General features: G+C 68.4%; 19 protein-coding genes, 1 tRNA gene, 1 other RNA gene and 1 pseudogene. 11 read left to right on the top strand and 11 right to left on the bottom strand.

What is annotated here, in order from left to right; genetic code table 11:
* The first annotated feature begins 128 nt into the window (after positions 1-128).
* The gene (locus C438_RS01790; RefSeq protein WP_004967525.1) at positions 129-1,286 is read left to right on the top strand and encodes a nicotinate phosphoribosyltransferase; all 1,158 of its coding nucleotides are present in this window, start codon (positions 129-131) and stop codon (positions 1,284-1,286) included.
* Positions 1,287-1,376: 90 nt separating this feature from the next.
* On the opposite strand, the gene C438_RS01785 is transcribed toward C438_RS01790, so the two are convergent.
* Positions 1,377-1,979 (bottom strand): TIGR00296 family protein, encoded by a 603-nt coding sequence (locus C438_RS01785; protein WP_004967524.1) that lies wholly within the window; start codon positions 1,977-1,979, stop codon positions 1,377-1,379.
* Positions 1,980-2,129: 150 nt separating this feature from the next.
* Between C438_RS01785 and rnpB the strand changes: the two genes are divergently transcribed.
* From rnpB to C438_RS01775, 4 genes and pseudogenes are all read left to right on the top strand, one after another.
* Positions 2,130-2,560, top strand: an RNA gene (gene rnpB, locus C438_RS02155) — RNase P RNA component.
* 84 nt (positions 2,561-2,644) lie between these two features.
* Positions 2,645-3,790 carry a hypothetical protein gene (locus C438_RS01780; RefSeq protein ID WP_004967523.1) on the top strand — a complete coding sequence of 382 codons (1,146 nt, stop codon included), beginning with the start codon at positions 2,645-2,647 and terminating at the stop codon, positions 3,788-3,790.
* Between the two features lie 105 nt (positions 3,791-3,895).
* Positions 3,896-4,206, top strand: a pseudogene (locus C438_RS19885) (hypothetical protein).
* 237 nt (positions 4,207-4,443) lie between these two features.
* Positions 4,444-5,676, top strand: coding sequence for a digeranylgeranylglycerophospholipid reductase (locus C438_RS01775; RefSeq protein ID WP_004967522.1), 1,233 nt, complete (start codon positions 4,444-4,446; stop codon positions 5,674-5,676).
* 96 nt (positions 5,677-5,772) lie between these two features.
* Here the strand turns inward: C438_RS01775 and C438_RS01770 are convergent, their stop codons facing one another.
* Positions 5,773-6,156: a hypothetical protein gene (locus C438_RS01770; protein ID WP_004967521.1), complete on the bottom strand. Its 384-nt coding sequence runs from the start codon at positions 6,154-6,156 to the stop codon at positions 5,773-5,775.
* A gap of 110 nt (positions 6,157-6,266) precedes the next feature.
* Here C438_RS01770 and C438_RS01765 point away from each other — a divergent pair, with 110 nt between their 5' ends.
* Positions 6,267-7,499: an MBL fold metallo-hydrolase gene (locus C438_RS01765; RefSeq protein ID WP_004967520.1), complete on the top strand. Its 1,233-nt coding sequence runs from the start codon at positions 6,267-6,269 to the stop codon at positions 7,497-7,499.
* A gap of 62 nt (positions 7,500-7,561) precedes the next feature.
* On the opposite strand, the gene C438_RS19590 is transcribed toward C438_RS01765, so the two are convergent.
* Both C438_RS19590 and C438_RS01760 read right to left on the bottom strand, forming a co-directional pair.
* Positions 7,562-7,711 carry a hypothetical protein gene (locus tag C438_RS19590; protein WP_004967519.1) on the bottom strand — a complete coding sequence of 50 codons (150 nt, stop codon included), beginning with the start codon at positions 7,709-7,711 and terminating at the stop codon, positions 7,562-7,564.
* 136 nt (positions 7,712-7,847) lie between these two features.
* Positions 7,848-8,231, bottom strand: coding sequence for an SHOCT domain-containing protein (locus C438_RS01760; RefSeq protein ID WP_004967518.1), 384 nt, complete (start codon positions 8,229-8,231; stop codon positions 7,848-7,850).
* 240 nt (positions 8,232-8,471) lie between these two features.
* Between C438_RS01760 and C438_RS01755 the strand changes: the two genes are divergently transcribed.
* A complete protein-coding gene (locus C438_RS01755) occupies positions 8,472-10,586 on the top strand; it encodes a PAS domain-containing sensor histidine kinase (protein ID WP_049917637.1) in 2,115 nt (704 codons plus the stop codon).
* A 13-nt stretch (positions 10,587-10,599) separates the two neighbouring features.
* On the opposite strand, the gene C438_RS01750 is transcribed toward C438_RS01755, so the two are convergent.
* Together C438_RS01750 and C438_RS01745 are read right to left on the bottom strand one after the other, a co-directional pair.
* Entirely contained in the window at positions 10,600-10,875 is a 276-nt protein-coding gene (locus tag C438_RS01750) for a hypothetical protein (protein ID WP_004967516.1), read from the bottom strand.
* 44 nt (positions 10,876-10,919) lie between these two features.
* Entirely contained in the window at positions 10,920-11,408 is a 489-nt protein-coding gene (locus C438_RS01745; protein WP_004041677.1) for an Lrp/AsnC family transcriptional regulator, read from the bottom strand.
* A gap of 202 nt (positions 11,409-11,610) precedes the next feature.
* Here C438_RS01745 and C438_RS01740 point away from each other — a divergent pair, with 202 nt between their 5' ends.
* Positions 11,611-12,558: a DMT family transporter gene (locus tag C438_RS01740; protein ID WP_004967515.1), complete on the top strand. Its 948-nt coding sequence runs from the start codon at positions 11,611-11,613 to the stop codon at positions 12,556-12,558.
* A 30-nt stretch (positions 12,559-12,588) separates the two neighbouring features.
* Here C438_RS01740 and C438_RS01735 read toward each other — a convergent pair whose 3' ends face one another.
* The 4 genes from C438_RS01735 to C438_RS01720 form a co-directional block, all read right to left on the bottom strand.
* A complete protein-coding gene (locus tag C438_RS01735; protein WP_004967514.1) occupies positions 12,589-13,509 on the bottom strand; it encodes a DMT family transporter in 921 nt (306 codons plus the stop codon).
* A gap of 319 nt (positions 13,510-13,828) precedes the next feature.
* Positions 13,829-14,113 carry a DUF6360 family protein gene (locus C438_RS01730; protein ID WP_004967513.1) on the bottom strand — a complete coding sequence of 95 codons (285 nt, stop codon included), beginning with the start codon at positions 14,111-14,113 and terminating at the stop codon, positions 13,829-13,831.
* A 99-nt stretch (positions 14,114-14,212) separates the two neighbouring features.
* Positions 14,213-15,991, bottom strand: a complete 1,779-nt coding sequence (locus tag C438_RS01725) for a nitrite/sulfite reductase (protein ID WP_004967512.1) — start codon at positions 15,989-15,991, stop codon at positions 14,213-14,215.
* Between the two features lie 88 nt (positions 15,992-16,079).
* Positions 16,080-16,403 (bottom strand): hypothetical protein, encoded by a 324-nt coding sequence (locus C438_RS01720; protein WP_004967511.1) that lies wholly within the window; start codon positions 16,401-16,403, stop codon positions 16,080-16,082.
* A 304-nt stretch (positions 16,404-16,707) separates the two neighbouring features.
* Between C438_RS01720 and C438_RS19585 the strand changes: the two genes are divergently transcribed.
* Positions 16,708-16,866, top strand: a complete 159-nt coding sequence (locus tag C438_RS19585; RefSeq protein ID WP_004967509.1) for a hypothetical protein — start codon at positions 16,708-16,710, stop codon at positions 16,864-16,866.
* A gap of 116 nt (positions 16,867-16,982) precedes the next feature.
* Complete coding sequence (locus tag C438_RS01715) at positions 16,983-17,657, top strand: DUF7119 family protein (protein ID WP_004967508.1); 675 nt, start codon at positions 16,983-16,985, stop codon at positions 17,655-17,657.
* Here the strand turns inward: C438_RS01715 and C438_RS01710 are convergent.
* The gene (locus C438_RS01710) at positions 17,645-18,889 is read right to left on the bottom strand and encodes a M20/M25/M40 family metallo-hydrolase (RefSeq protein WP_004967507.1); all 1,245 of its coding nucleotides are present in this window, start codon (positions 18,887-18,889) and stop codon (positions 17,645-17,647) included. The genes C438_RS01715 and C438_RS01710 overlap by 13 nt on opposite strands.
* Positions 18,890-18,975: 86 nt before the next feature.
* Here C438_RS01710 and C438_RS01705 point away from each other — a divergent pair.
* Positions 18,976-19,083: transfer RNA gene (locus tag C438_RS01705), tRNA-Lys, on the top strand.
* The last annotated feature ends 56 nt before the right edge of the window (positions 19,084-19,139 follow it).

Here is a 19,139-nt window from a genome sequence, read left to right as displayed (position 1 = left end):
CGCTTCGCGCTCGTCGCCTCCTCGCTCGTCCTGTTCGTCGCCGTCTGCTGAGCCGTTGAAGACAATTCGTCTTCGACGCACGTGACCGATTATACACCTTTTTCATCGGCCGGGTGGAATCCGCGCCAATGAGTGACTTCGATATCGTCGGTCCCGAGGCCATCCGCGACGGCGTCGCGACCGACGCCTACTTCGAGCGGACCGAGGCGACCCTCCGACACGCGGGCAAGAACCCCCGCGTCGTCGCCGAGGTGACGGCCGACCAGTTCCCCGACGGCGAGTTCGAGCTGTTCGCCGGCGTGAAAGACGCCGCGGAACTGCTCTCCGGCCGCGATATCGACGTCGACGCCGTGCCCGAGGGCACGCTGTTCGACGGCGGCCCCGTGATGCGAATCGAGGGCGACTACCTCGAATTCGCCCGGCTCGAAACCTCGCTTCTGGGCTTCCTCTCGCACGCCTCGGGCTGTGCGACGGCCGCCCTCGAAGCCCGCTCGGCGGCCCCCGACTCGACGGTGCTGTCGTTCGGCGCGCGACACGTCCACCCCGCCATCGCCGCGATGGTCGAGCGAAGCGCCCTCGTCGCCGGCCTCGACGGCTTCTCGCACGTCGCCGCCGGCGAGATTCTCGGGAAGGAGGCGTCGGGGACGATGCCCCACGCGCTCCTCATCGCCTTCGGGCGCGGCCATCAGGCCGAGGCGTTCCGCGCCTTCGACGAGGCGGTCGCCGAGGACGTGCCGCGGGTCGCCCTCTGTGACACCTACGGCGACGAGACCGAGGAGGTCCTGCAGGCCGTCGAGGCGCTCGGCGACGACCTCGACAGCGTCCGCCTCGACACCACCTCCTCGCGCCGCGGCGACTTCCGCCACATCGTCCGCGAGGTCCGCTGGGTGCTCGACGCCCGCGGCCACGAGGACGTCGGCATCTTCGTGAGCGGCGGCCTCGGCCCGGCGGAACTCCGGCACCTCCGCGACGTGGTCGAGGGCTTCGGCGTCGGCGGCTACATCTCGAACGCCAACCCGGTGGACTTCGCGCTCGACATCGTCGAGGTCGACGGCGAACCCGCGGCCAAGCGGGGCAAACTCTCGGGCGTCAAAGAGGTCTACCGCACGGCCGACGGCGGCCACCACGTCGGCCTCCGCGGGCGGCCCGGCCCGACCGATGGCGAGTCGCTCCTCGAACCGCTCATCCGCGACGGCGAGGTCGTCTCGGAGTTCGACTTCGACATCGACGCGGCCGCGACGCGGGCCAGAGAAGACGCCGAGTCGGTCGGCTTCGGCGAGGAGTAAGACGCGCTCTCGTTCTTCGACGGCGTTCGGAGCCGTCGCTCGCCGGTCGTATCTCTCCCCCCCAAGGAGTCGAGTCGTCGCCGCGACGACTTACAGCGCTTCGACGCTTCCGCCGTCGTCGCGCTCGCGGAAGACCTGCCCTTCGAACAGGGTAATCATCGTGTCGTCGTCCTGCCACGCCAGCGGCGACAGGCCGGCTTTGCGACAGGCGTTCGTGAGGAACTCCTCTTTCGACCAGCCGAGTTCGATGGGGAGCGTCGGATACATCCAGCCGTGGGTGCCGCCGGCGTCGATGGCGATTCCGTGGGTGCCGAGTTCGATGTCTGCGACTGGGTCGTTAGTCAGCGTGTAGTTGTTGACGATACAAACAGAGATGTTCAGGTTCGGGAGTTCGGGTGCTTCGATTTCGGTCTGACACGAGTCGCCCGACGCGGCCTTGATGGCCGCGTCGACGATGGCGTGACCGAGTTGGTCTTTCCCCCGATACGCGCCCGCACAGCCCCGCAGTCGACCGCGCCCACGTGTCGACTTGATGCGGACGAACGCCCCGGTTCGGGCGTAAAACGCGTCGCGCATGCTGCCCGGTTGTTCTCTCTGCCCGTGAAGAACGTACGATTCGACCGATTCCCGCGCTAGTTCGACCGCCCGCGCCCCATCATCGTAGGTGAGGTGTACGGTCTGCGCCTCGGACATACTATCATTCAAGTTCTGTGGTGACTTCAACGCTTCCCTCGAGTGTTATCCGGCTGTTATGTGAGTTAGGTGCCACATAACGGCCGACTAAACTCGCGTATGACCCCGTTAATCGAACCGCTTATCCGACGGACCGGACTAGGGTAGGTCGGCAGAGAGAGCCCAGTTCCCGTGCCCGAGACGGGCATGAGGAAAGTCCCCCCACCGTCCGAACGGGTGACCGGGCGCAAGCCCGGAGTCGGAGACGGCTGGCGCTGGAACAGAAACGAGACCGCTCGACCCGACCGATGATGCGCGCGCGACGGCCCCGCCGTCGCCGGCGCGGACGGGTTCACCGTCCGCGAGCGAACCGACCCGTAAGGGGAGGGAGTTAACCCGCAGAGGGAGAGATGGCATCCGCCATCGCCGACGGTCGAGAACGGATGGAACGGCGAATCCTCACCGGTGCAAGTCCGCGCCGCGAAGGTAGTTCGGACGGCGCGTCGGGTTCGCCCGTCGCGCCCTCGGGGCTCGCCCCGAGAAGGACGCGGACGCTGAGCCGAATGCTGGGACGAACAGAAGGGGGCTTACTCCTCTCAGCCGCTTTCGAACGCCCGAGCGACCGCTCCGTCTGTCGGTCGCCTCGTCGGGAAACGCTCTTGACCGTTCGCCGCCGCAGTCTCGGTATGCGCGGTTCGATTCTCCTCGTCGCGGCGCTCGTTGTCCTCGCCGGCTGTGCCGCGCCGGTGTCGCCGGGAACCGACGCGACGACAGCGACGACCCCCACGTCTGCGGCTTCGCCGACCACCGACTCAGCGACCACGGCGACCGCGATACCGACGACGTCGCCTCCGTCGACGACCGCGACCACGGCCGCGACCGCGACCCCGACTGCCACACCCACCGCGTCGCCGACGCCCGAACCGACGGAGACGTTCACCCCCGCCTCGGGATACGGCCCGTGGGGGTCCGAGCCGGTCGTCGTCGCCGTCGAAACGCCCGACGACGACCGCGACTACGCCGCGTTCGTGACCGAAGCGACGGCGTTCTGGGAGACGAACGACGCGCGCTACCTCGGCTACGAAGTCGACTACGAGGTCGACGCCGACGCCCGCGACCCCGACATCGTGGTCCACTTTGTCGACACCGTCCCCGAGTGCGGCGGGCAGACCGACGCGGTCGGCTGTGCGCCCTATCTCACCGACGCGAGACAGATAGACCGCCCCGAAACCGTCTATATCCGAACCGGCTTCGGCGACGACTCGACGGTCGACATCGTCGAACACGAACTCGGCCACACCCTCGGGCTCGCCCACGGCGACGAGCCCGCGGAGCTGATGAACGCCACGGGCATCCTCTACACGCTCCCGCGGACGAACGCGACCGACAAGGCGTTCCCGTGGGACGACCCGAACTTCACGGTCTACGTGGACGACGCGAACGCCTCGGACCCCGACGCCGCCCGCGAGCAGATTCGCCACGCCCTCGACTACTTCGAAGCCGGCGCGCCGGGGATGCCCGACAACCTCACCTACACCTACGTCGACGACCCGGCGGACGCGGAGGTGCGCATCTCCTTTGCGGACACCTCTCCGTGCGCCGCGGGCGCGGCCTCCTGCGCCATCGGCGGCGGCTACGACCCGGACGGCGACGACGCCTTAGAGACCTACAGCGACTACCGGGTCGTCCTCGTCGACCTCGACACCGAGGCCGTCGGCTGGCACGTCGGCTACTGGACCGCCCACTATCTCGGCGCGGAGGCCGACGAGGACAAGCCCGAACCGTTCCGGAACGCGACGTACGGCGAGCGCCGGAGCGAGTGGTGGACGTAGCGCGCTCGCCGCGCCGCGCGTCGGGCGCGCGCTTCCGAACCCGCCGGTTTTCACCCACCCGAATCGGCCGAGTCCTTCTTTGGTACGGCCCGCGTAGACGTTGTCGTGATTCCCACCGACAGGCACGGCGACGCCCACCCCGCGTTCGACGAGGAGTCGTTCCGCGACGCGCTCGCCGAGTTCGGCGGCACCGACGCCGAGCGCCGGGTCGTCGCGCGACAGGCCCGCGACCTCGCCGACTCGGGGCAGGCCGAGTCCGACCGCGGCACGCCGCTCACGGGCGACGAAATCGTGCGCAACATGCGCGACGCGCCCGAGGGGGCCCCGCGACGCGCTGGAACTGGTGGCTCGGGGCGCTCGAAGCCGCCTACGGCGGCTACCGCGAGTTCCAAGTCCGCCGCATCCCGAAGGCCTGAGCGTCGCCTGTCGCCCGTTTTGCGGTCCTGTCGGTCGCCGTTTTCGCCGCGCTCCGGCGGCGCGACACGCTCTCCGTTCGCCCACCGTCTCCCGCGGACTTCTGTCGCTTCGAAGCGGTCGGAATTCGCAGAACGCCCCGTCTTTCCCCCCGGTCAAAACCAAAGCAGATTACACGCTTGTTACAGAAAAGGTGTGTAACGCGTACGACCAACCCTACCGGTGATGCCTACTCTACAATGACTGACAACTACGACGTGATTATCGCGGGCGCGGGCCCCGCAGGTGGACAGGCGGCACGAGACCTCGCCGCCCGCGGCTACGACGTGTGCGTCCTCGAAACCGAGTCCGAAGATGAGTTCCCCTCCAGGAGTAACAAATCGACCGCCGGGACGTTCCCGTCGACGATGGCCTCGTTCAACATCCCCGACGAGGTCGTGATGAACTTCACCGACGACGTCGTCTTGGAGTCCCCGAGCCACCACTACCACCGGCACCAGCCCGGTGCGGTCCTCGAATTCGCCGACTTCAAGAACTGGCTCGTCGACGAGGCGGAGGCCGACGGCGCGGAGTACCTGTTCGACGCGCGCGTCTCCAAGCCCGTCATGGAGGGCGGCGAAATCGTCGGCGTCCGATACAACGGCGACAAGGAGGTGTACGCCGACATCGTTATCGACGCGACCGGACCGAGCGCGCCGCTCGCCAAGGCCCTCGACGTGTGCGACCTCGACCGACAAAAGCAGGCCATCGGCATCGAGTTCGAGTACGAGGGCATGGACCTCGCGCCCGACGGCTACGGCGACCTCACCGACGCGATGATGCTCCGCCTCGACCACGACATCGCGCCCGGCGGCTACTCGTGGATATTCCACACCGGCGGCGACACCGCGAAGGTCGGCGTCTGCTACATCCAAAACGAGGGCCACCGCCACAACGCCAAGTCGGGCTACACCATCGACGACTACCTCCAGTACTGGACCGAGTCCGACCCGCGCTTCGCGAACGCAGAGCGCATCGCGGGCAAACAGCACCGCGGCTCCGCGCACATCCAACTGCCGGGCCGCATGAGCACGGACAACTTCATGGCCATCGGCGACACGGTTCCGACCGTCGACCCGCTGTGGGGCGAGGGCATCGACAAATGCATGCGCTCGGGCCGGGTCGCGGCCGCGACCGCCGACCGCGCGCTCACCAACTCCGACCGCGACACCTCGGCGTCCGAACTCGCCGTCTACGACCAGCTGTGGCACGAGCGCGTCGCGCCGAAGGTCAAAAACCGGCTGTTCATGACGGAGATGCTCTACCGCGCCTCCAACGAGCGCTACGATAAACTGCTCGAAGACCTCCACCGCCTTCCCAACGAGCAGTTGGACGCCGCCAACGGCGGCAGTCCGCTCGCCATGTTCCGCATGCTCAAGTTCGAAGACCTCTCCATCCTCGCGTCCACCGCGAAAGACTGGTTCTCGAACTGAGCCGCCGGTCGACACGCGCGTTTCCCTCCGCCTCCGCCTCCGCGCTTCGTCGCCCGCCTCTCATCTCTCGTCTCTCACCGGCCGGTTCGCCTTCGCTCACCCGTCGCCTCCGCCGTCGCCGCCGTCACCGAGCGCCGCCAGCGCATCGGCCAGCGCCGCCCGCGCCGACGCGACGTGTTCGTCGGCCGCCTCGTCTTCGGTTCCATCGACGTTCGACAGCAGGCGTTCGACGTGGCCGAGTCGCGTCCGGACCACCTCGTCGTCCGGGAGCGGGCCGACCGCGAGGTCGCCCGCGACCGCCTCAGCCTCGCCGAGCCATCGGCTCGCGTCCTCGCGGACGGGCCGGGTCGCCGTCGCGGCGAGACGGTCGTGGAGCGTCGTCACCAGTCGGTCGAGGTCGTCGCGGTCGGGTTCGGCATCGGTATCGGCGTCGGAGTCGGAACTGGCATCGGCGTCGGGGGCAGAGTCGGAGCCGGTCACACCTCGGGAGACGGCGGCCGGCCTGAAAAGCGTCGAGTCCGCGATTCCGCCGGGCCCGGCGGTCCGGCGGGACCGACGAGCAAAAGCCCCTCCGGTCGGTACTGCCGGCAATGAAACTCCAGTTCCTCGGCGGGGCCGAGGAGGTCGGGCGCAGTGCGATTCTCGTCAACGACTCGCTGTTGCTCGACTACGGGATACTGACCGGGAACCCCCCGCAGTTCCCCGTCGGCTCCGTCGACCCCGACGCCGTCGTCGTCTCCCACGGCCACCTCGACCACGTCGGGACGGTCCCCTCGCTCCTGTCGGGCGACGACTGGCCGGCGGTCCACTGGACGCCGCCGACCGACGAACTCGCCCGGACCCTCGCGCGCGACACGCTCAAACTCCACGGCGGGAGCTACAACTGCCCGTTCACCGAGACGCACGTCCGGCGGATGACCCAGCAGTCGGCACACCACGACTACGGCGAGGCGTTCGAGGCCGCCGGCCACGAGGTCACGTTCTACAACGCGGGCCACATCCCCGGGAGCGCACACGTCCTCGTCGACGACGGCGAGACGCGCCTGCTGTACACCGCCGACTTCCACACCGACGACCAGCGGTTGGTCTCGGGGACGACCGACCGCCCCGACGCCGACGTGGTCATCTGCGAGTCCACCTACTCCGACGTGGAACACGACGACCGCGCGACCGTCGAAGAGCGCTTCGTCGAGTCGGTGCGGACGACCGTCTGGGAGGGCGGCACCGTCGTCGTCCCCGCGTTCGCCATCGGCCGCACGCAGGAGGTTCTCATGGTGCTCGACGCCCACGACATCGACTGCTACGTCGACGGCATGGGGGTCCGCGTGCTGAAGATGCTCGGAAACCACCCCGACTACGTCCGCGACGCGGCGGCGCTCAAGCGGGCGAAGTCGAACGCCCGCGTCGTCTCGGGCCGCGACGGCCAGCGAAAGCGCATCGCCCGGGGGAACTCGGTCATCGTGACGACGAGCGGGATGCTCTCGGGCGGGCCCGCGATGACGTACATCCCCGAGATTCGGGGCGACCCGACGAACAAAATCTGTCTCACCGGCTATCAGGTCGAGGGGACGCCGGGCAGGGAACTGGTCGAACGCGGTCGGTGCGAACTCAACGGCGGCGTCGTTCCGGTCGCCGCCCGCGCCGAGATGTACGACTTTTCGGCCCACGCCGACCGACACGGGCTCCTGTCGTTCCTCGACGACTACCGCGACGCGCCGGTGTTCGTCAACCACGGCGACCGCTGTGCGGCGTTCGCCGAGGAGCTACGCGCCGACGGCCACGAGGCCGCGGCTCCCGAAATCGGGGCGACGGTCGAGGTTTGAACCGCGCGGCGGTCGGGGCGAATCGTCCCCGCGGCGGCTGACGGCGCTCCGGCCCTCGACGCTCAGACGCGGTCGTCGGCGGTGGCGTCGTCGTCGGGCACCGCTATCGACCGGCTCGCGGCGACGCACGCGGACACGCGGAGCCGGGTCCGCTGTGACCGGAACCGGCCGACGAACGAGCGAAACTTCCCACCGGACGAATCCGAGCTCATACTTTTAGGTTGGCCTAAATAAACATAGTCGTTGCGGTCGGCGCGCGTTCGGGTGTCGGGGGTTCCCGCGACCGCCGCTCGGCGGGGACCCCTTCGTTTCGCCTGCAACACCCTGACTGTCTCGATTTCCGACGCGTCAGTCGCGTTCGAGTCGCTCGCGGCGGCGGTCGAACTCGTCGTCGTCGATGTCGCCGCGGGCGTAGGCCCGGCGGAGTTCGTCGAGCGCGCTATCGCTCCCGTCGCTCCCGTCGCGCAGGGCGCGGAACAGGAGGACGCCGCCGGCGACGACCACCGCGAAGACGAGCAGTTGGCCGAGGATTCCCATCCCCCACATCCACCACGGGACGGTCCCGCCGGTTCCGCCGTGCATCCAGGTGTCGTGCATCCAGCCGCCGCCCCACCCCATCGGCATGCCGCCGCCGAAGCCGGCCATCCCGAAGAGGGCGGGGAGCGCGAACAGCGCGGCCAGCGCGAGGAGGACGATGCCCGCGAGTCGCGTCGAGTCGTTTGTCGTCGTCATGGTGTTCACCGAGGCGGCGGTGGCCGCCTCACAGATACCAGTACGCGCTCCACGCTTAGGACGATTGTCGCTTCGATCCTTCGGCTCTGACGCCGGCAAAGTTTGGATTTCCCCGCTTTTCGACGCCCGGAGGTTAGAATCTCCGGCGCGGTCGGGCGCGACGCTCGCTCGGGCCGCTTTTCGTGATTTTCCGCCGACAGCTGTCGGTTCATACTTGAACCTCGCTGTCCTCTCGCCGGTATGCCTGGTCGGTTGCACGTCCTCGTCGTCAGCGAGGACGCCGCCGTTCGCGAGCGTCTCGCCGACGAGCTTCCCGATTTCGTCGGCGACTCGACGACCGATGTCCGCGTCTCGACCGCCGACAGCCCCGACGGAGCCCGCGCGGAACTCGAACGCGCCCGCATCGACTGTCTCGTCGTCTCGACGGAGGTCGCGGACTCGGAGGGGCAACCGCCCGTCTCGAAGCGCCGCGTCGACGGCGTTCCGCGCGTCTCGTACGAGGTGGCGACCGTCGCCGACCGCGACCGCGACCTCGACACGCTCGGCCGCGCTGTCTACGACGCCGCTCGCACTTCCGTCGGCTCGCTCGACCACCGCGCGCTCTTCGAGGCCGTCAACGTCGGGCTCGCGGTTCGGAACCTCGAAACGCTCGAACTCGTCGACATCAACCAACACTACCTGGACATCCTCGGCATCGACCGCGAGTCGGTCCTCGACACGAGTCCGACGTACGTGACCCCGGACGTCCCCGGCTACGATACCGAGCGCGCCTTCGACGAGGTCGAGACCGCCCGCGAGGAGGGCGAAAACGCCTTCACGTGGCCCATCGAGAACGCCGCCGGCGACACCGTCTGGATTCGCGTGAGCCTCACCGTCGCCGAGATTTCGGGGCGGGACCGACTCATCTCGACGGTCGAAGACGTGACCGCAGAGCGCCGCCGAGAGCGCGACCTCGAAGCGTTCAAGGGCGCGGTCGACGCCGTCGACGCCGGCGTCGCAATCACGGAACACGACGAACACGTGTACGTCAACGAGGCCGCGGCCGACATCTGCGGCTACCCGGACGCCGAGGCGATGCTCGGGACCGGCTGGGGCCACCTCCACGACGAGGCGGAACTCGAACGCCTGCGGGAGACGGTGCCGCCCGCGCTCGAAGCCGACGGGAAGTGGCAGGGAGAGGTGGCGATTCGCCGGCCCGACGGCGTGCTCGTTCCGGCTCGGTTCTCCATCACGTCGCTCGAAGGCGACCGGAACGTCATCGTCTTCCAGAGCCTCTCCGAGCAGAAGGCCCGCGAGGACGAGCTCGAACGGAGCCGCGACTTCCTCGAACGCACCCAGCGCATCTCGAAGGTGGGCGGCTGGGAACTCGACCTCGCGACCGACGCGCTGGCGTGGACCGACCAGACGAAGCGCATCCACGAGGTGCCGCTCGACTACGAGCCGACGGTCGACGACGCCGTCGAGTTCTACGCCACGGAGGAGCGAGACCGGGTCCGCGAGCTGTTGGACCGCTGTCTGTCCGCGGGCGTCCCGTGGGAAGACGAGTTCCGACTGGTCACCGCCGAGGGGTCGGAGCTGTGGGTCCGCACCCGCGGCGAGCCGGTCATCCGCGACGGCCGAGTGGCGGCGCTCAGGGGGACGATTCAGGACGTGACCGCCCGCCGGACCCGGGAGGACGAACTCGAACGGATGAACGCCGAACTGGAGGCGCTGAACCGAATCGTCCGCCACGACATCCGCAACGACATGGCCGTCGTCGTCGGCTGGGCGGAGCTCCTCCGCGAACACGTCGACGAGGAGGGCGCGGACATCCTCTCGCGCATCCTCTCGACGGGTCGCCACACCACCGAGATAACCGAGGTCGCCCGCGACCTCATGGAGACGATGAGCGGCGGCGGCGTCGAGACCCGCCCGATGTCGCTCTCGAACGCCGTCGAGCGCGAACTCGCGGTCCGCCGCGAGGCGTTCCCCCACGCGACGTTCGAGGTCGACGGCGCGATTCCGGACGTGGCGGTGCGCGCGAACCCGCTTATCGCGTCGGTGCTCGGCAACCTCCTCAACAACGCCGTCCAGCACAACGCCGACGACACCGTCGTCACCGTCTCGGCGACCGTGGACGACGACGCCCAGACGGCGGTCGTCCGCATCGCCGACGACGGCTCGGGCATCCCCGACGCGCGGAAGTCGGTCGTCTTCGGCAAGGGCGAGAAGGGACTGGAGAGCACCGGCACCGGCCTCGGGCTCTACCTCGTCCACCAGCTGGTCGACTCGTTCGGCGGCGAGGTCCACTTCGAGGACAACGACCCGACGGGGACGGTGGCCGTCGTCGCCATCCCGCTGGCGGCGGTCGCCTGAGCCGGCCCCCGGCTCAGACCGTGTCGGTCGGCTCGTGGGACTCGGCCATCTCGCTCGCGGCGGCCGCGTAGGTTTCTCTCGTCTCCTCGTCGCCGACGCGGCCCAGTTCGTCCTCGGGCACGTCGACGGCGGCGTAGGTGTCGCGCGCGTCGGACTCGAAGCTCGTCAGCGAGCGCTCCTTCCGATGGTAGCGCGTCCCGTCGGTGGTCGCGTACACGAGGATGATGATGTTCTGTTCGTCGTCCGAGTAGGTCCGTTCGACAAGCCACGTCCGCACGTCGTTCGCCATGGTCGACGGTACGGCCCGAACACTGATACGCTCCCGGCCGATTCTCAGTCCTCGATACCCAACTCGTCGAGGAGCGTCTCCAGCGTGTAGCTCTGGAGCGCCCGGTGGCTGTCGCGCATCGAGGAGATGACGAACGTCGAGTTCGTTCGCTCGACCTCCGGCGTCGCCTCGAAGTCGCTGATGAGGCGCTCCACGCGGTCGGAGTCCGCGAGGTGGGCGACGACGATGAAGTCCGTCTCACCCATCGTGAAGTAGAGCTGTGTGACGCCCTCTATCTCCAGCAGTTTGTTCCCGACTTCCTCGTACGACCCGCTGTAGTCCGCCAGCACTTCCACGACCACGGTGACGCCGAGTCCGAACGCCTCTAAGTCGATGTCGTAGAGGTCGTTTTCGATGACGCCGTCGTCTTTCAGGTTGTTCAGGCGGTAGTGGATGGTCGACACGGGGATGTCCGTCGCTTCGTGTAGCTTCTCGGGACTGCCCGTCCCGAGGTCCGCGATGGCCTTCAACAGGCGCACGTCGCGTTCGTCCATACCCTCCCGTTGCGGTCGGTGACGTAAGTCCTTGTTCTGTCCGCCGTTTTCGCCACCTCTCGACTCCAATCGAACTATCACGAATTATATGACGCCTGCTACAGCTAAACACGGAAAATATATTCTAAACTCCAACTCAATCAGAATCTCTTGTAGAAGACTTTAACAAGCCGCGTCTCTGAGAACTGAAACAGATTCGACTATGACGCGAACCACCTGGAGAAACATTCCGACGACGCCCCTGCTTTTCGTCGCGCTCGCGGCGATGTGGGGCACCTCGTTCGTCGCCATCGAGGTCGGCCTGGAGTTCTTCCCGACGCTCTCTTTCGCCGCGCTCCGCTACGAACTCGCGGGTCTCGTGATGCTGGCGTACGCCTGCTACTCGACCGACCGCTGGCGGCCGGAGACGAGAGACGAACTGCTCGCGACCGCCATCGGCGCGGTGTTCATCATCGCCGCCCACCACGGCCTGCTGTACCTCGGACAGGAACACGTCCCCGGCGCGGTGGCCTCTATCATCATCAGCCTCTCGCCCATCCTGACCGCCGTGTTCGCCTCGTTCGTCCTCACCGAGGGCTCGCTGGGGAGGACCGGCACGGTCGGACTCCTCGCCGGCTTCGCCGGCGTCGTCCTCGTCGCCGACCCCGTCTCGGCGTTCTCCGGGTCGGGCGGTTCGACGCAGGGCCTCGGCATCGTCCTCATCTTCCTCGCCGCGGTGTCGTTCGCGCTCGGCGCGGTCCTCACCCGCCCGCTCCGGACCGACCTCCCGGTCCAGTCGATGCAGGCGTGGGCGATGCTCGGCGGCGGCGTCCTGCTCCACGGCTGGGCGCTCGCCAACGGCGAGTCGCTTTCGGCCATCGAGTTCGCCCCCGCCGGCATCGCGTCGTTCCTCTATCTGACGCTCGTCTCCGGCGCGGTGGCGTTCCTCCTCTACTTCGAACTCTTGGACCGCCTCGGGCCGACCGAACTCAACCTCATCGGCTACGTCGAGCCCGTGGTCGCGGCGCTCATGAGCTGGGCGCTCCTCGGCCACGTCATCGACGCGACGGCGCTCGTCGGCTTCGGAGCCATCTTCTTCGGCTTCGCGGCGATGAAAAAGGAGACGCTGGTGTCCGTCGCCGTCGCGGTCCGGCGGCGGGTCGCGGCCTGACGTCGGGGCCGCGCTTCGAGGTCTGTTTTCTCACTCGGCTTCCGCGGGGACGCTTCCCCGGAGTCCGACCACCCGAGCGACGCTCTCGCGCTGGACCAAGACGAAGCCCGAGAGGATGACCCCGAAGCCGAGGACGGTCGCCGGCGAGACGGTCTCGCCGAGGAACGCCCAGCCGGTGACGGTGGCGACGACGGGCATCGCGTAGGCGACGAGGTTGCCGCGGACGGGACCGGCCTCCGCGAGGAGCGCGAAGTAGACCGGGTAGGCCGCGGCGGTCGCGGGCATGCCGACGTAGAGAATCGCGGCGACGAGTTCCGGCGACCACGCGACCTGCGCGACCGACTCGCCGAGGCCGAGGCTCGCGGCGTGGATGCCGACGGCGGCGGCCGCCATCGCCCACGCGGTCTGCGGGAGCGTCCCGATGGAGGGCCCGACGCGCTTGAGCAGGACGGTTCCGAGGGCGACCGACAGCGCCGAACAGACGATGAGCGCCTGTCCGACGCTCCCGCCGCCGAGGACGCTCTGGGGGCCGACGATGACGACGACGCCGACGAGTCCGAGCAGGATGCCGGCGGCGTCGACCGCCGAGATGCGCGCGTCGTCGAGGAGCAACACGGCGAACACCGGGGAGGCGACGGGCATGATGCTGTACATCACGGCGGCCGCGCCGGTCGTCGCGTGCTGTTGGCCGAGGAAGAGGAACACGTTGTTCGCCCCGAGGACGAACGCGGCGCTGGCCAGGATGCCGAGGGCGTCGGCGCGGGTCCGCGGGAGCCAGTAGCCGCCGCGGACGGCGACGAGCGTCAGGAGGACGACGGCGGCGACGTCGACGCGGAAGGCGGCGAACAGCACCGGCGGGACCGAGCCGATGGCGGCCTTGATGCCGACGAAGGAGGTGCCGAACAGCACCGCGGCCGCGACGAAGAGGACGAGGGTCCGGTGACGGCTCACGCCACCACCCCCCGCGCTGTGGCCGGCGTTCGATTCGCCGGGCGGGCGCGGGAGGTGGAGTGCGGTCGACGCTCGGTGCGTGGACGGCGTAAGGGCGTCGTCTGTATCACAACACATCCTGCGACCCTCGAAGTCATATGTCTAACGATTACTCTCGTTGCAGTACGAATCGACAGTTCGAGTTACCGTTTGCCACGATTCGTTGACTAAACCGGGTTAGAAGTTATCACGGGTGGTGTTGTCACGACCCGCCGAGAGTCGCGCGGCCGATCGCGCCGCTCTGAGCGCCGGGATGCCGCGGAAAATCGAGGGACTGCGGTCAGTCGCGCTGTTCGGCTTCGACGCGGTCGGCGTGCTTTTCGAGGTCGGCCGCGAGCTTCCGGGCCTCCTCGGGCGACAGCGTCAGCTTGTCCGCGTGCGGCGCGAGCGCGTCGAGTTGCGTCCAGTCGAGTTCGAGTTCGAGGGTAATCTCGTCGGGGTGCTTCCGCGGCGAGGTGACGTTGCACACGGCGAACGCCGACTCCTCGAAGTCGTGGCCCGTCGCCGACGCGTCGACGAGGTCCAGCGTCGTGTAGGCGTTGACCTTCAGGATTCGGTCTGGCATCTGTGAGTAGTGTTCGGTGTCGTCGTAAATAGGTAGCGCGGCGGAATCGTCACCGGTACGAACCGCGCCGGGAACCGGCGACGAGCGCAGTCTGCCCGCTCAGTCGTCGCTCGCGATGGGCGTGCCGTCGCCGTGGGTCGGCGCGGGGCTCGCGTCGAGGCTGTCGTCGTCGGCGTAGGGGTACCACGTGCGCTTCGTGTTGTGCATCATCGGGTCCTCGTAGCTGGTCTCTTCGGGTTCGACCAGTTCGGCGAGGTCCTCCTCGTCCGTCCGGGCGACGAACTCGCGGAACGTCTCGTCGCCCTCGCGGCGCTCCTCGAAGTTGGCGAGCAGGTTCTTGATTGCGCCCGGCACCTCGTCGACGGGGACGCGCTGGGTGACCCACTCGGCGAAGTTCGGGTTCTCGCCGAGGCCGCCGCCGAGGCCGATGTCGAGCGCCTCGACCGGCTCGCCGTCCTTGCGGGTCTTCATGCCGCGGAGGCTGATGTCGGCAATCTGCGGCTGGGCGCAGGAGGCCGTACAGCCCGAGAGGTGGATGTGGAAGTCCTCGACGCCCGCGGGGAGTTCGACGTTCTCCTTGAGCCAGCGGGCGTAGCGGACCTGCCGGTTTTTCGTCTCCACGATGGAGAGCGAACAGAACTCGGTGCCCGTACAGGCGATGGAGCCGCGCATGAACGGGTGCGGGTCGGGCGAGTAGTGGTCGAGGAGGTCCTCGTCCTGAAGCGCGTCGAGCTTCTCCTCGGGCACGTCGGTGATGATGACGTTCTGGCGCTGGGTGATGCGAATCTCGCCGGAGCCGTACTCGTCGGCGACGCGGGCGAGTTCCTTCGTGTCGTCGACGCCCATGCGGCCGACGAGGACGTCGAGTCCGACGTAGTAGTTGCCGTCGGCCTGCTCGTGGATGCCGACGTGGTCGGAGTGGCCGCCGTCGGCGTAGCCGGAGTTGTAGGAGTACTCCGAGCGCAGGTCGTCGCCGGCGGTCTCCAGTTCGAAGTCGACGTACTCCTCTTGGAGGACGTTGCGGAACTTCTCCGCGCCCCACTCGTCCATCAGGAACTTGATGCGGGCGTTGTAGCGGTTGTCGCGGTCGCCGTTCTCGCGGAACAGCGCGGAGATGGCTCCCGACACCTCGGGGGCCTGCTCGGGCGTCACGAACACGTCGATGTCGCGGGCGAGCCGCGGCTCGTTACGCGAGAGGCCGCCGCCGATGCGGATGTTGAAGCCCTTCGTCTCCTCGCCGTCGATCTCCTTGGTCGCGGGTTCGAGCGCGAGGTCGTTGATGTCGCCCTGACCACAGCCCTCGCGGCACCCGGTGACAGAGACCTTCCACTTGCGCGGGAGGTTCGAGTGGTCGTCGTTCCCCTTGAACGTCTCGTTGAGCTCCATTGCGACGGGGAGCGCGTCGACGTGCTCGTGTTTGTCCTTGCCGGCGACGGGACAGCCGACGATGTTGCGCCACGAGTCACCGCAGGCCTGCTGGGTCGACAGCCCGACCGATTCGAGCTTGTCGAAGATTTCCGGGATGTCCTCCAGCTTAATCCAGTGGAGCTGAATCGACTGGCGGGTCGTCCAGTCGACGTAGCCGTTGCCGAAGATGGGATTTTCGGCCGGACCGCGGGCGTACTCGTCGGCGACCTCGGCGACGACTTCGGTCTGACCGGGCGTCAGCACGCCGTTCGGCGTCCCGATGCGCATCATGAAGTACGACTCCTGTCCGTTGCGCTGGTGGTACAGCCCCCACCATTTGAAGCGCTCGAACCAGGCGTCTCGCTCGTCTTCCGGGATGGTGTCCCAGCCCTGCTCGGCGAATTCGAGCAGGTGCTCTCGTATCTCGTTACCGTAGACCTCCGACTTCCAGCGTTCGACGTCCGTGGGCATTCGTATGAATATCCATATACGTGCCCACGTAAGGCCCCGAGCGTACCGTCAACCCTTCCCGGTGCTGGCCAAAAGCGGAGAATGTTGCCTACTCGTCGTCGTCGGCACGTCGAACCGGGAGGACGACCCGCTCGCGGTCGATATCGACGAATTCGCCCTCGCGGAGCCTGCCGACCGGGACCCAGCCGGGCACGCCCGTCTGGCCGCAGGCGATGCACTGGCCGTACACTTTCGCGGAGACGGTTCTGCCGTCCGCGCCGACGTCGAGGACGTTCTCGACGACGAAGTCGGGAAGCTCGCACCCACAGAATGACGGGTCGTCGAGCCGCCAGAGCTCGCTCACGCTCACTTCTCTGGCGTCGTTCACGGAGACCCACGCCCCGTCGTCGAGGACGCGCAGGGAGACGCTCATACCTCACCCTCCGGGCTCCGGCTACCTATGCGGGACGGCGTCCGCAAACCCCGCGGGGGAGCGCGACGCGCGTTTCGCCGGTCGGCCCGCCGTAGTCGTGCGATTGTGGCCGAAATCGGCCGTCAGAGGTAGGGGCAACCCGTTCCGGTAGCCGGGAGTGGGGGTACACATTACAGGTGCGGATTCCCTTATGCGGGTCCGGCCGATACGTGGTGGTGATGAGTGACCACCGCACCGCCGTCCGACAACACGCCTCCGCCGACGTCGCCCCAGAGCTGTTCGAACAGTCCACGGAGGGAGACGCATGACCGGCGAGGCAGAACTCGAACCCGAACGCGACCGCGACGCCGAGGCCGACCCCGAGGTGGAGGACGAAGACCCCGCGGCCCACCTCAAGGACCTCGAAGACGGCGCGGGCTGTACCGAAATCTGGTCGCACCTCTCTGAGTCCCGCGAGGAGTAACTCGCCCCCGACCGCCGGAACTCCCACCCGTCCGAACCCCGTTGACCGACCGCTCTCGCGCGAATCTCGCCTCTCGGGGAGACGTTTTTAAGCCCCAACGCGTTACCGATTCGTAGATGACGAACGACGAACGCCGACGAACGACCGAGGTTCCGGCCGACCGACGCGAACCGGTCGGTGAACCCGTCGTCCGCGGCGACCCCGCCGTCACGGGCGACCGCGCCCGCGAGGCCGTCGGCTTCGACCCCACTGACCCCGACAGCCTCGCCGAGGCCGCCAGAACGGTTCGCTCGTTCGCCGAATCCACCGCCGGCGACGACGACCACGTGTTCATGCTCCGCGGCGCGGCCGCCTGCGCCGCGCTCGTCCGCGGCGTCGGCTCCTACAAGCGCGCCGCCGAGCGCGCCGGCGGCGACGTGTCCGTCTCTTTCATTCGCAAGTGGGCCCGCGTCCACGACCTCCCGCAGTCGGTCCGCCGGCACGTCGCTCGCGGCCGCATCGCCCCCACGGCCGCCAAGCACATCGCCCGCGTCTCCGGCGACGCCCGGCTCCACCTCGCGTGGGCGACGCTCGACGCCGGACTGACCGTCCGCGAGGTCCGCCGCCTCGCCAGCGAGGTCAACGACGGCAAGCCGGCCGTTGACGCCCTCGCCGACCACGGCGTCGATATCGGCACGCTCGACGTGACGCTCCCGGCCGACGTCTACCTCGAACTCCGCCGCCGCGCCTCGCTCGAAGACGCGCCCCCCGGCGACGTGGTCGCCGACGCCCTCGACGACTACCTCGACTGAAGGAACCGCGTCGCCGTCTCGCCAATCACGTCCCGCGCCACCTCGACTTCCGCCCACTCGACGGTCTCGTCCGGAAAGTGCGCGTTGTCGATGTCGCCGGGTCCGAACAGCACCGTCGGAATGCCCGCTTCCACGTAGTGCCGCGAGTCCGCGCCGTAGGTCGCGCCGACCGGGTCGTCGTCGCGGCCGTCGGCCCGAAGCGCCGCCCGCAACGCTTCCACGACCGGCTCGTCGGCGTCGATTTCCGCCGGTTCGAACTGCACCGAAAACCGCTCGAACGCCGGCGGGTGCGCCGACAGCCACTCGTCGTCGGCGACGACGCGCGCCAGTCGCTCCTCGAACGCGGCTTCGACCTCGGCGACCGTCTCGCCCGGCGCGACGCCGAGTCGCCACTCCGCGGTGAGCGTCCCCGCGACGCTCGACGCCCACGACCCCGCCTCGACGCGGCCGACGCAGACCGGCCACGGTATCGGGTAGTCGAAACGCGGGTGGGAGACCGCGTCGGTCCGCTCCGCTTCGAGGTCGAAAAACGCCTCCCGAATCGCCTCGAACTTCTCGATGACGTCGACCCCGCGCCACCGCGAGGCCGCGTGCGCCGTCCGCCCGGTCAGGTGGAGTCGCTTCATCACCGACCCCTCGGTGGCGACGACCGGCTTGAGCCGCGTCGGCTCGGCGACGAGCGCGGCGTCCCGCTCGAACGGATAGGGGTTGTCGAGCGCGGCCGCCGCGGCCCCGATACCCCCGTCTTCCTCGCCGGCGACGCTCTCGACGACGACCCGCCCGTCGAGGGCGAGGTCGCCAGCCTCGACGGCGTCGCGGAGGTCGAGCGCCGCGAAGACGCACGCCGCGAGCCCCGCTTTCATGTCGGCCGCGCCGCGGGCGCTGACGGTGCCCGCGTCGTCGTCCCAGTCGGGTAAAAACGGGTCGTGGGACCACAGTTCCCTGTCGGCGGGAACCACGTCGACGTGGCCGTTGAGGACGAGCGTCGGTCCCGCGCCGGGGTCGCCGAACTCGACCGCGCCGGCGACGCTCGGCCGGTCCGCGGTGTCGATGTCGTCGGGGTCGTCCGGGAACGACGGGTGTTCGGCCAGTCGCTCCGGGTCGGCGGTCCACTCGTAGGTCTCGAACCCGAAGTCGTGCAGGCGGTTTTTGACCCACTGTTGAGCCGGTGCTTCGGCGCGGGCGACGCTCTCGAACCGGAGGAGTGCGTCCACGAAGTCGCGAAGGTCCATATTATGAGGGACGGCAACGGGGTACAAAGCAGGCGGGGGCGGCGAAAATAAACGCTTATCAGTATCCCCACTTAAGAACTCGCTGAGGGCTGGTAGCTCAGTTAGGCAGAGCGTCTGGCTTTTAGCGGGACTACGCGAGTCGCGTGGTTTCGGAAGACACCAGACGGTCGGGGGTTCAAGTCCCTCCCAGCCCGTTTCTACTCCGAACAACTGTGAGGAGTGAAACGGCTTCGAGAGATTGAACCCGACC

Source organism: Haloferax denitrificans ATCC 35960 (genome assembly GCF_000337795.1).
In the GTDB taxonomy this organism is placed as follows: domain Archaea; phylum Halobacteriota; class Halobacteria; order Halobacteriales; family Haloferacaceae; genus Haloferax; species Haloferax denitrificans.
Note: the sequence above shows the minus strand (reverse complement) of the source record. Positions and strands in the feature narration are given on the sequence as shown.

Bases quoted from the DNA above. Each gene is read 5' to 3' on its own strand.
- C438_RS01785 (WP_004967524.1), bottom strand. From the start codon at position 1,979: ATGTCCGAGGCGCAGACCGTACACCTCACCTACGATGATGGGGCGCGG.
- C438_RS01750 (WP_004967516.1), bottom strand. From the start codon at position 10,875: ATGGCGAACGACGTGCGGACGTGGCTTGTCGAACGGACCTACTCGGAC.
- C438_RS01775 (WP_004967522.1), top strand. From the start codon at position 4,444: ATGACTGACAACTACGACGTGATTATCGCGGGCGCGGGCCCCGCAGGT.
- C438_RS01725 (WP_004967512.1), bottom strand. From the start codon at position 15,991: ATGCCCACGGACGTCGAACGCTGGAAGTCGGAGGTCTACGGTAACGAG.
- C438_RS01710 (WP_004967507.1), bottom strand. From the start codon at position 18,889: ATGGACCTTCGCGACTTCGTGGACGCACTCCTCCGGTTCGAGAGCGTC.
- C438_RS01755 (WP_049917637.1), top strand. From the start codon at position 8,472: ATGCCTGGTCGGTTGCACGTCCTCGTCGTCAGCGAGGACGCCGCCGTT.
- C438_RS01715 (WP_004967508.1), top strand. From the start codon at position 16,983: ATGACGAACGACGAACGCCGACGAACGACCGAGGTTCCGGCCGACCGA.
- C438_RS01780 (WP_004967523.1), top strand. From the start codon at position 2,645: ATGCGCGGTTCGATTCTCCTCGTCGCGGCGCTCGTTGTCCTCGCCGGC.
- C438_RS01760 (WP_004967518.1), bottom strand. From the start codon at position 8,231: ATGACGACGACAAACGACTCGACGCGACTCGCGGGCATCGTCCTCCTC.
- C438_RS01730 (WP_004967513.1), bottom strand. From the start codon at position 14,113: ATGCCAGACCGAATCCTGAAGGTCAACGCCTACACGACGCTGGACCTC.
- C438_RS19590 (WP_004967519.1), bottom strand. From the start codon at position 7,711: ATGAGCTCGGATTCGTCCGGTGGGAAGTTTCGCTCGTTCGTCGGCCGG.
- C438_RS19585 (WP_004967509.1), top strand. From the start codon at position 16,708: ATGACCGGCGAGGCAGAACTCGAACCCGAACGCGACCGCGACGCCGAG.
- C438_RS01765 (WP_004967520.1), top strand. From the start codon at position 6,267: ATGAAACTCCAGTTCCTCGGCGGGGCCGAGGAGGTCGGGCGCAGTGCG.
- C438_RS01745 (WP_004041677.1), bottom strand. From the start codon at position 11,408: ATGGACGAACGCGACGTGCGCCTGTTGAAGGCCATCGCGGACCTCGGG.
- C438_RS01790 (WP_004967525.1), top strand. From the start codon at position 129: ATGAGTGACTTCGATATCGTCGGTCCCGAGGCCATCCGCGACGGCGTC.
- C438_RS01720 (WP_004967511.1), bottom strand. From the start codon at position 16,403: ATGAGCGTCTCCCTGCGCGTCCTCGACGACGGGGCGTGGGTCTCCGTG.
- C438_RS01740 (WP_004967515.1), top strand. From the start codon at position 11,611: ATGACGCGAACCACCTGGAGAAACATTCCGACGACGCCCCTGCTTTTC.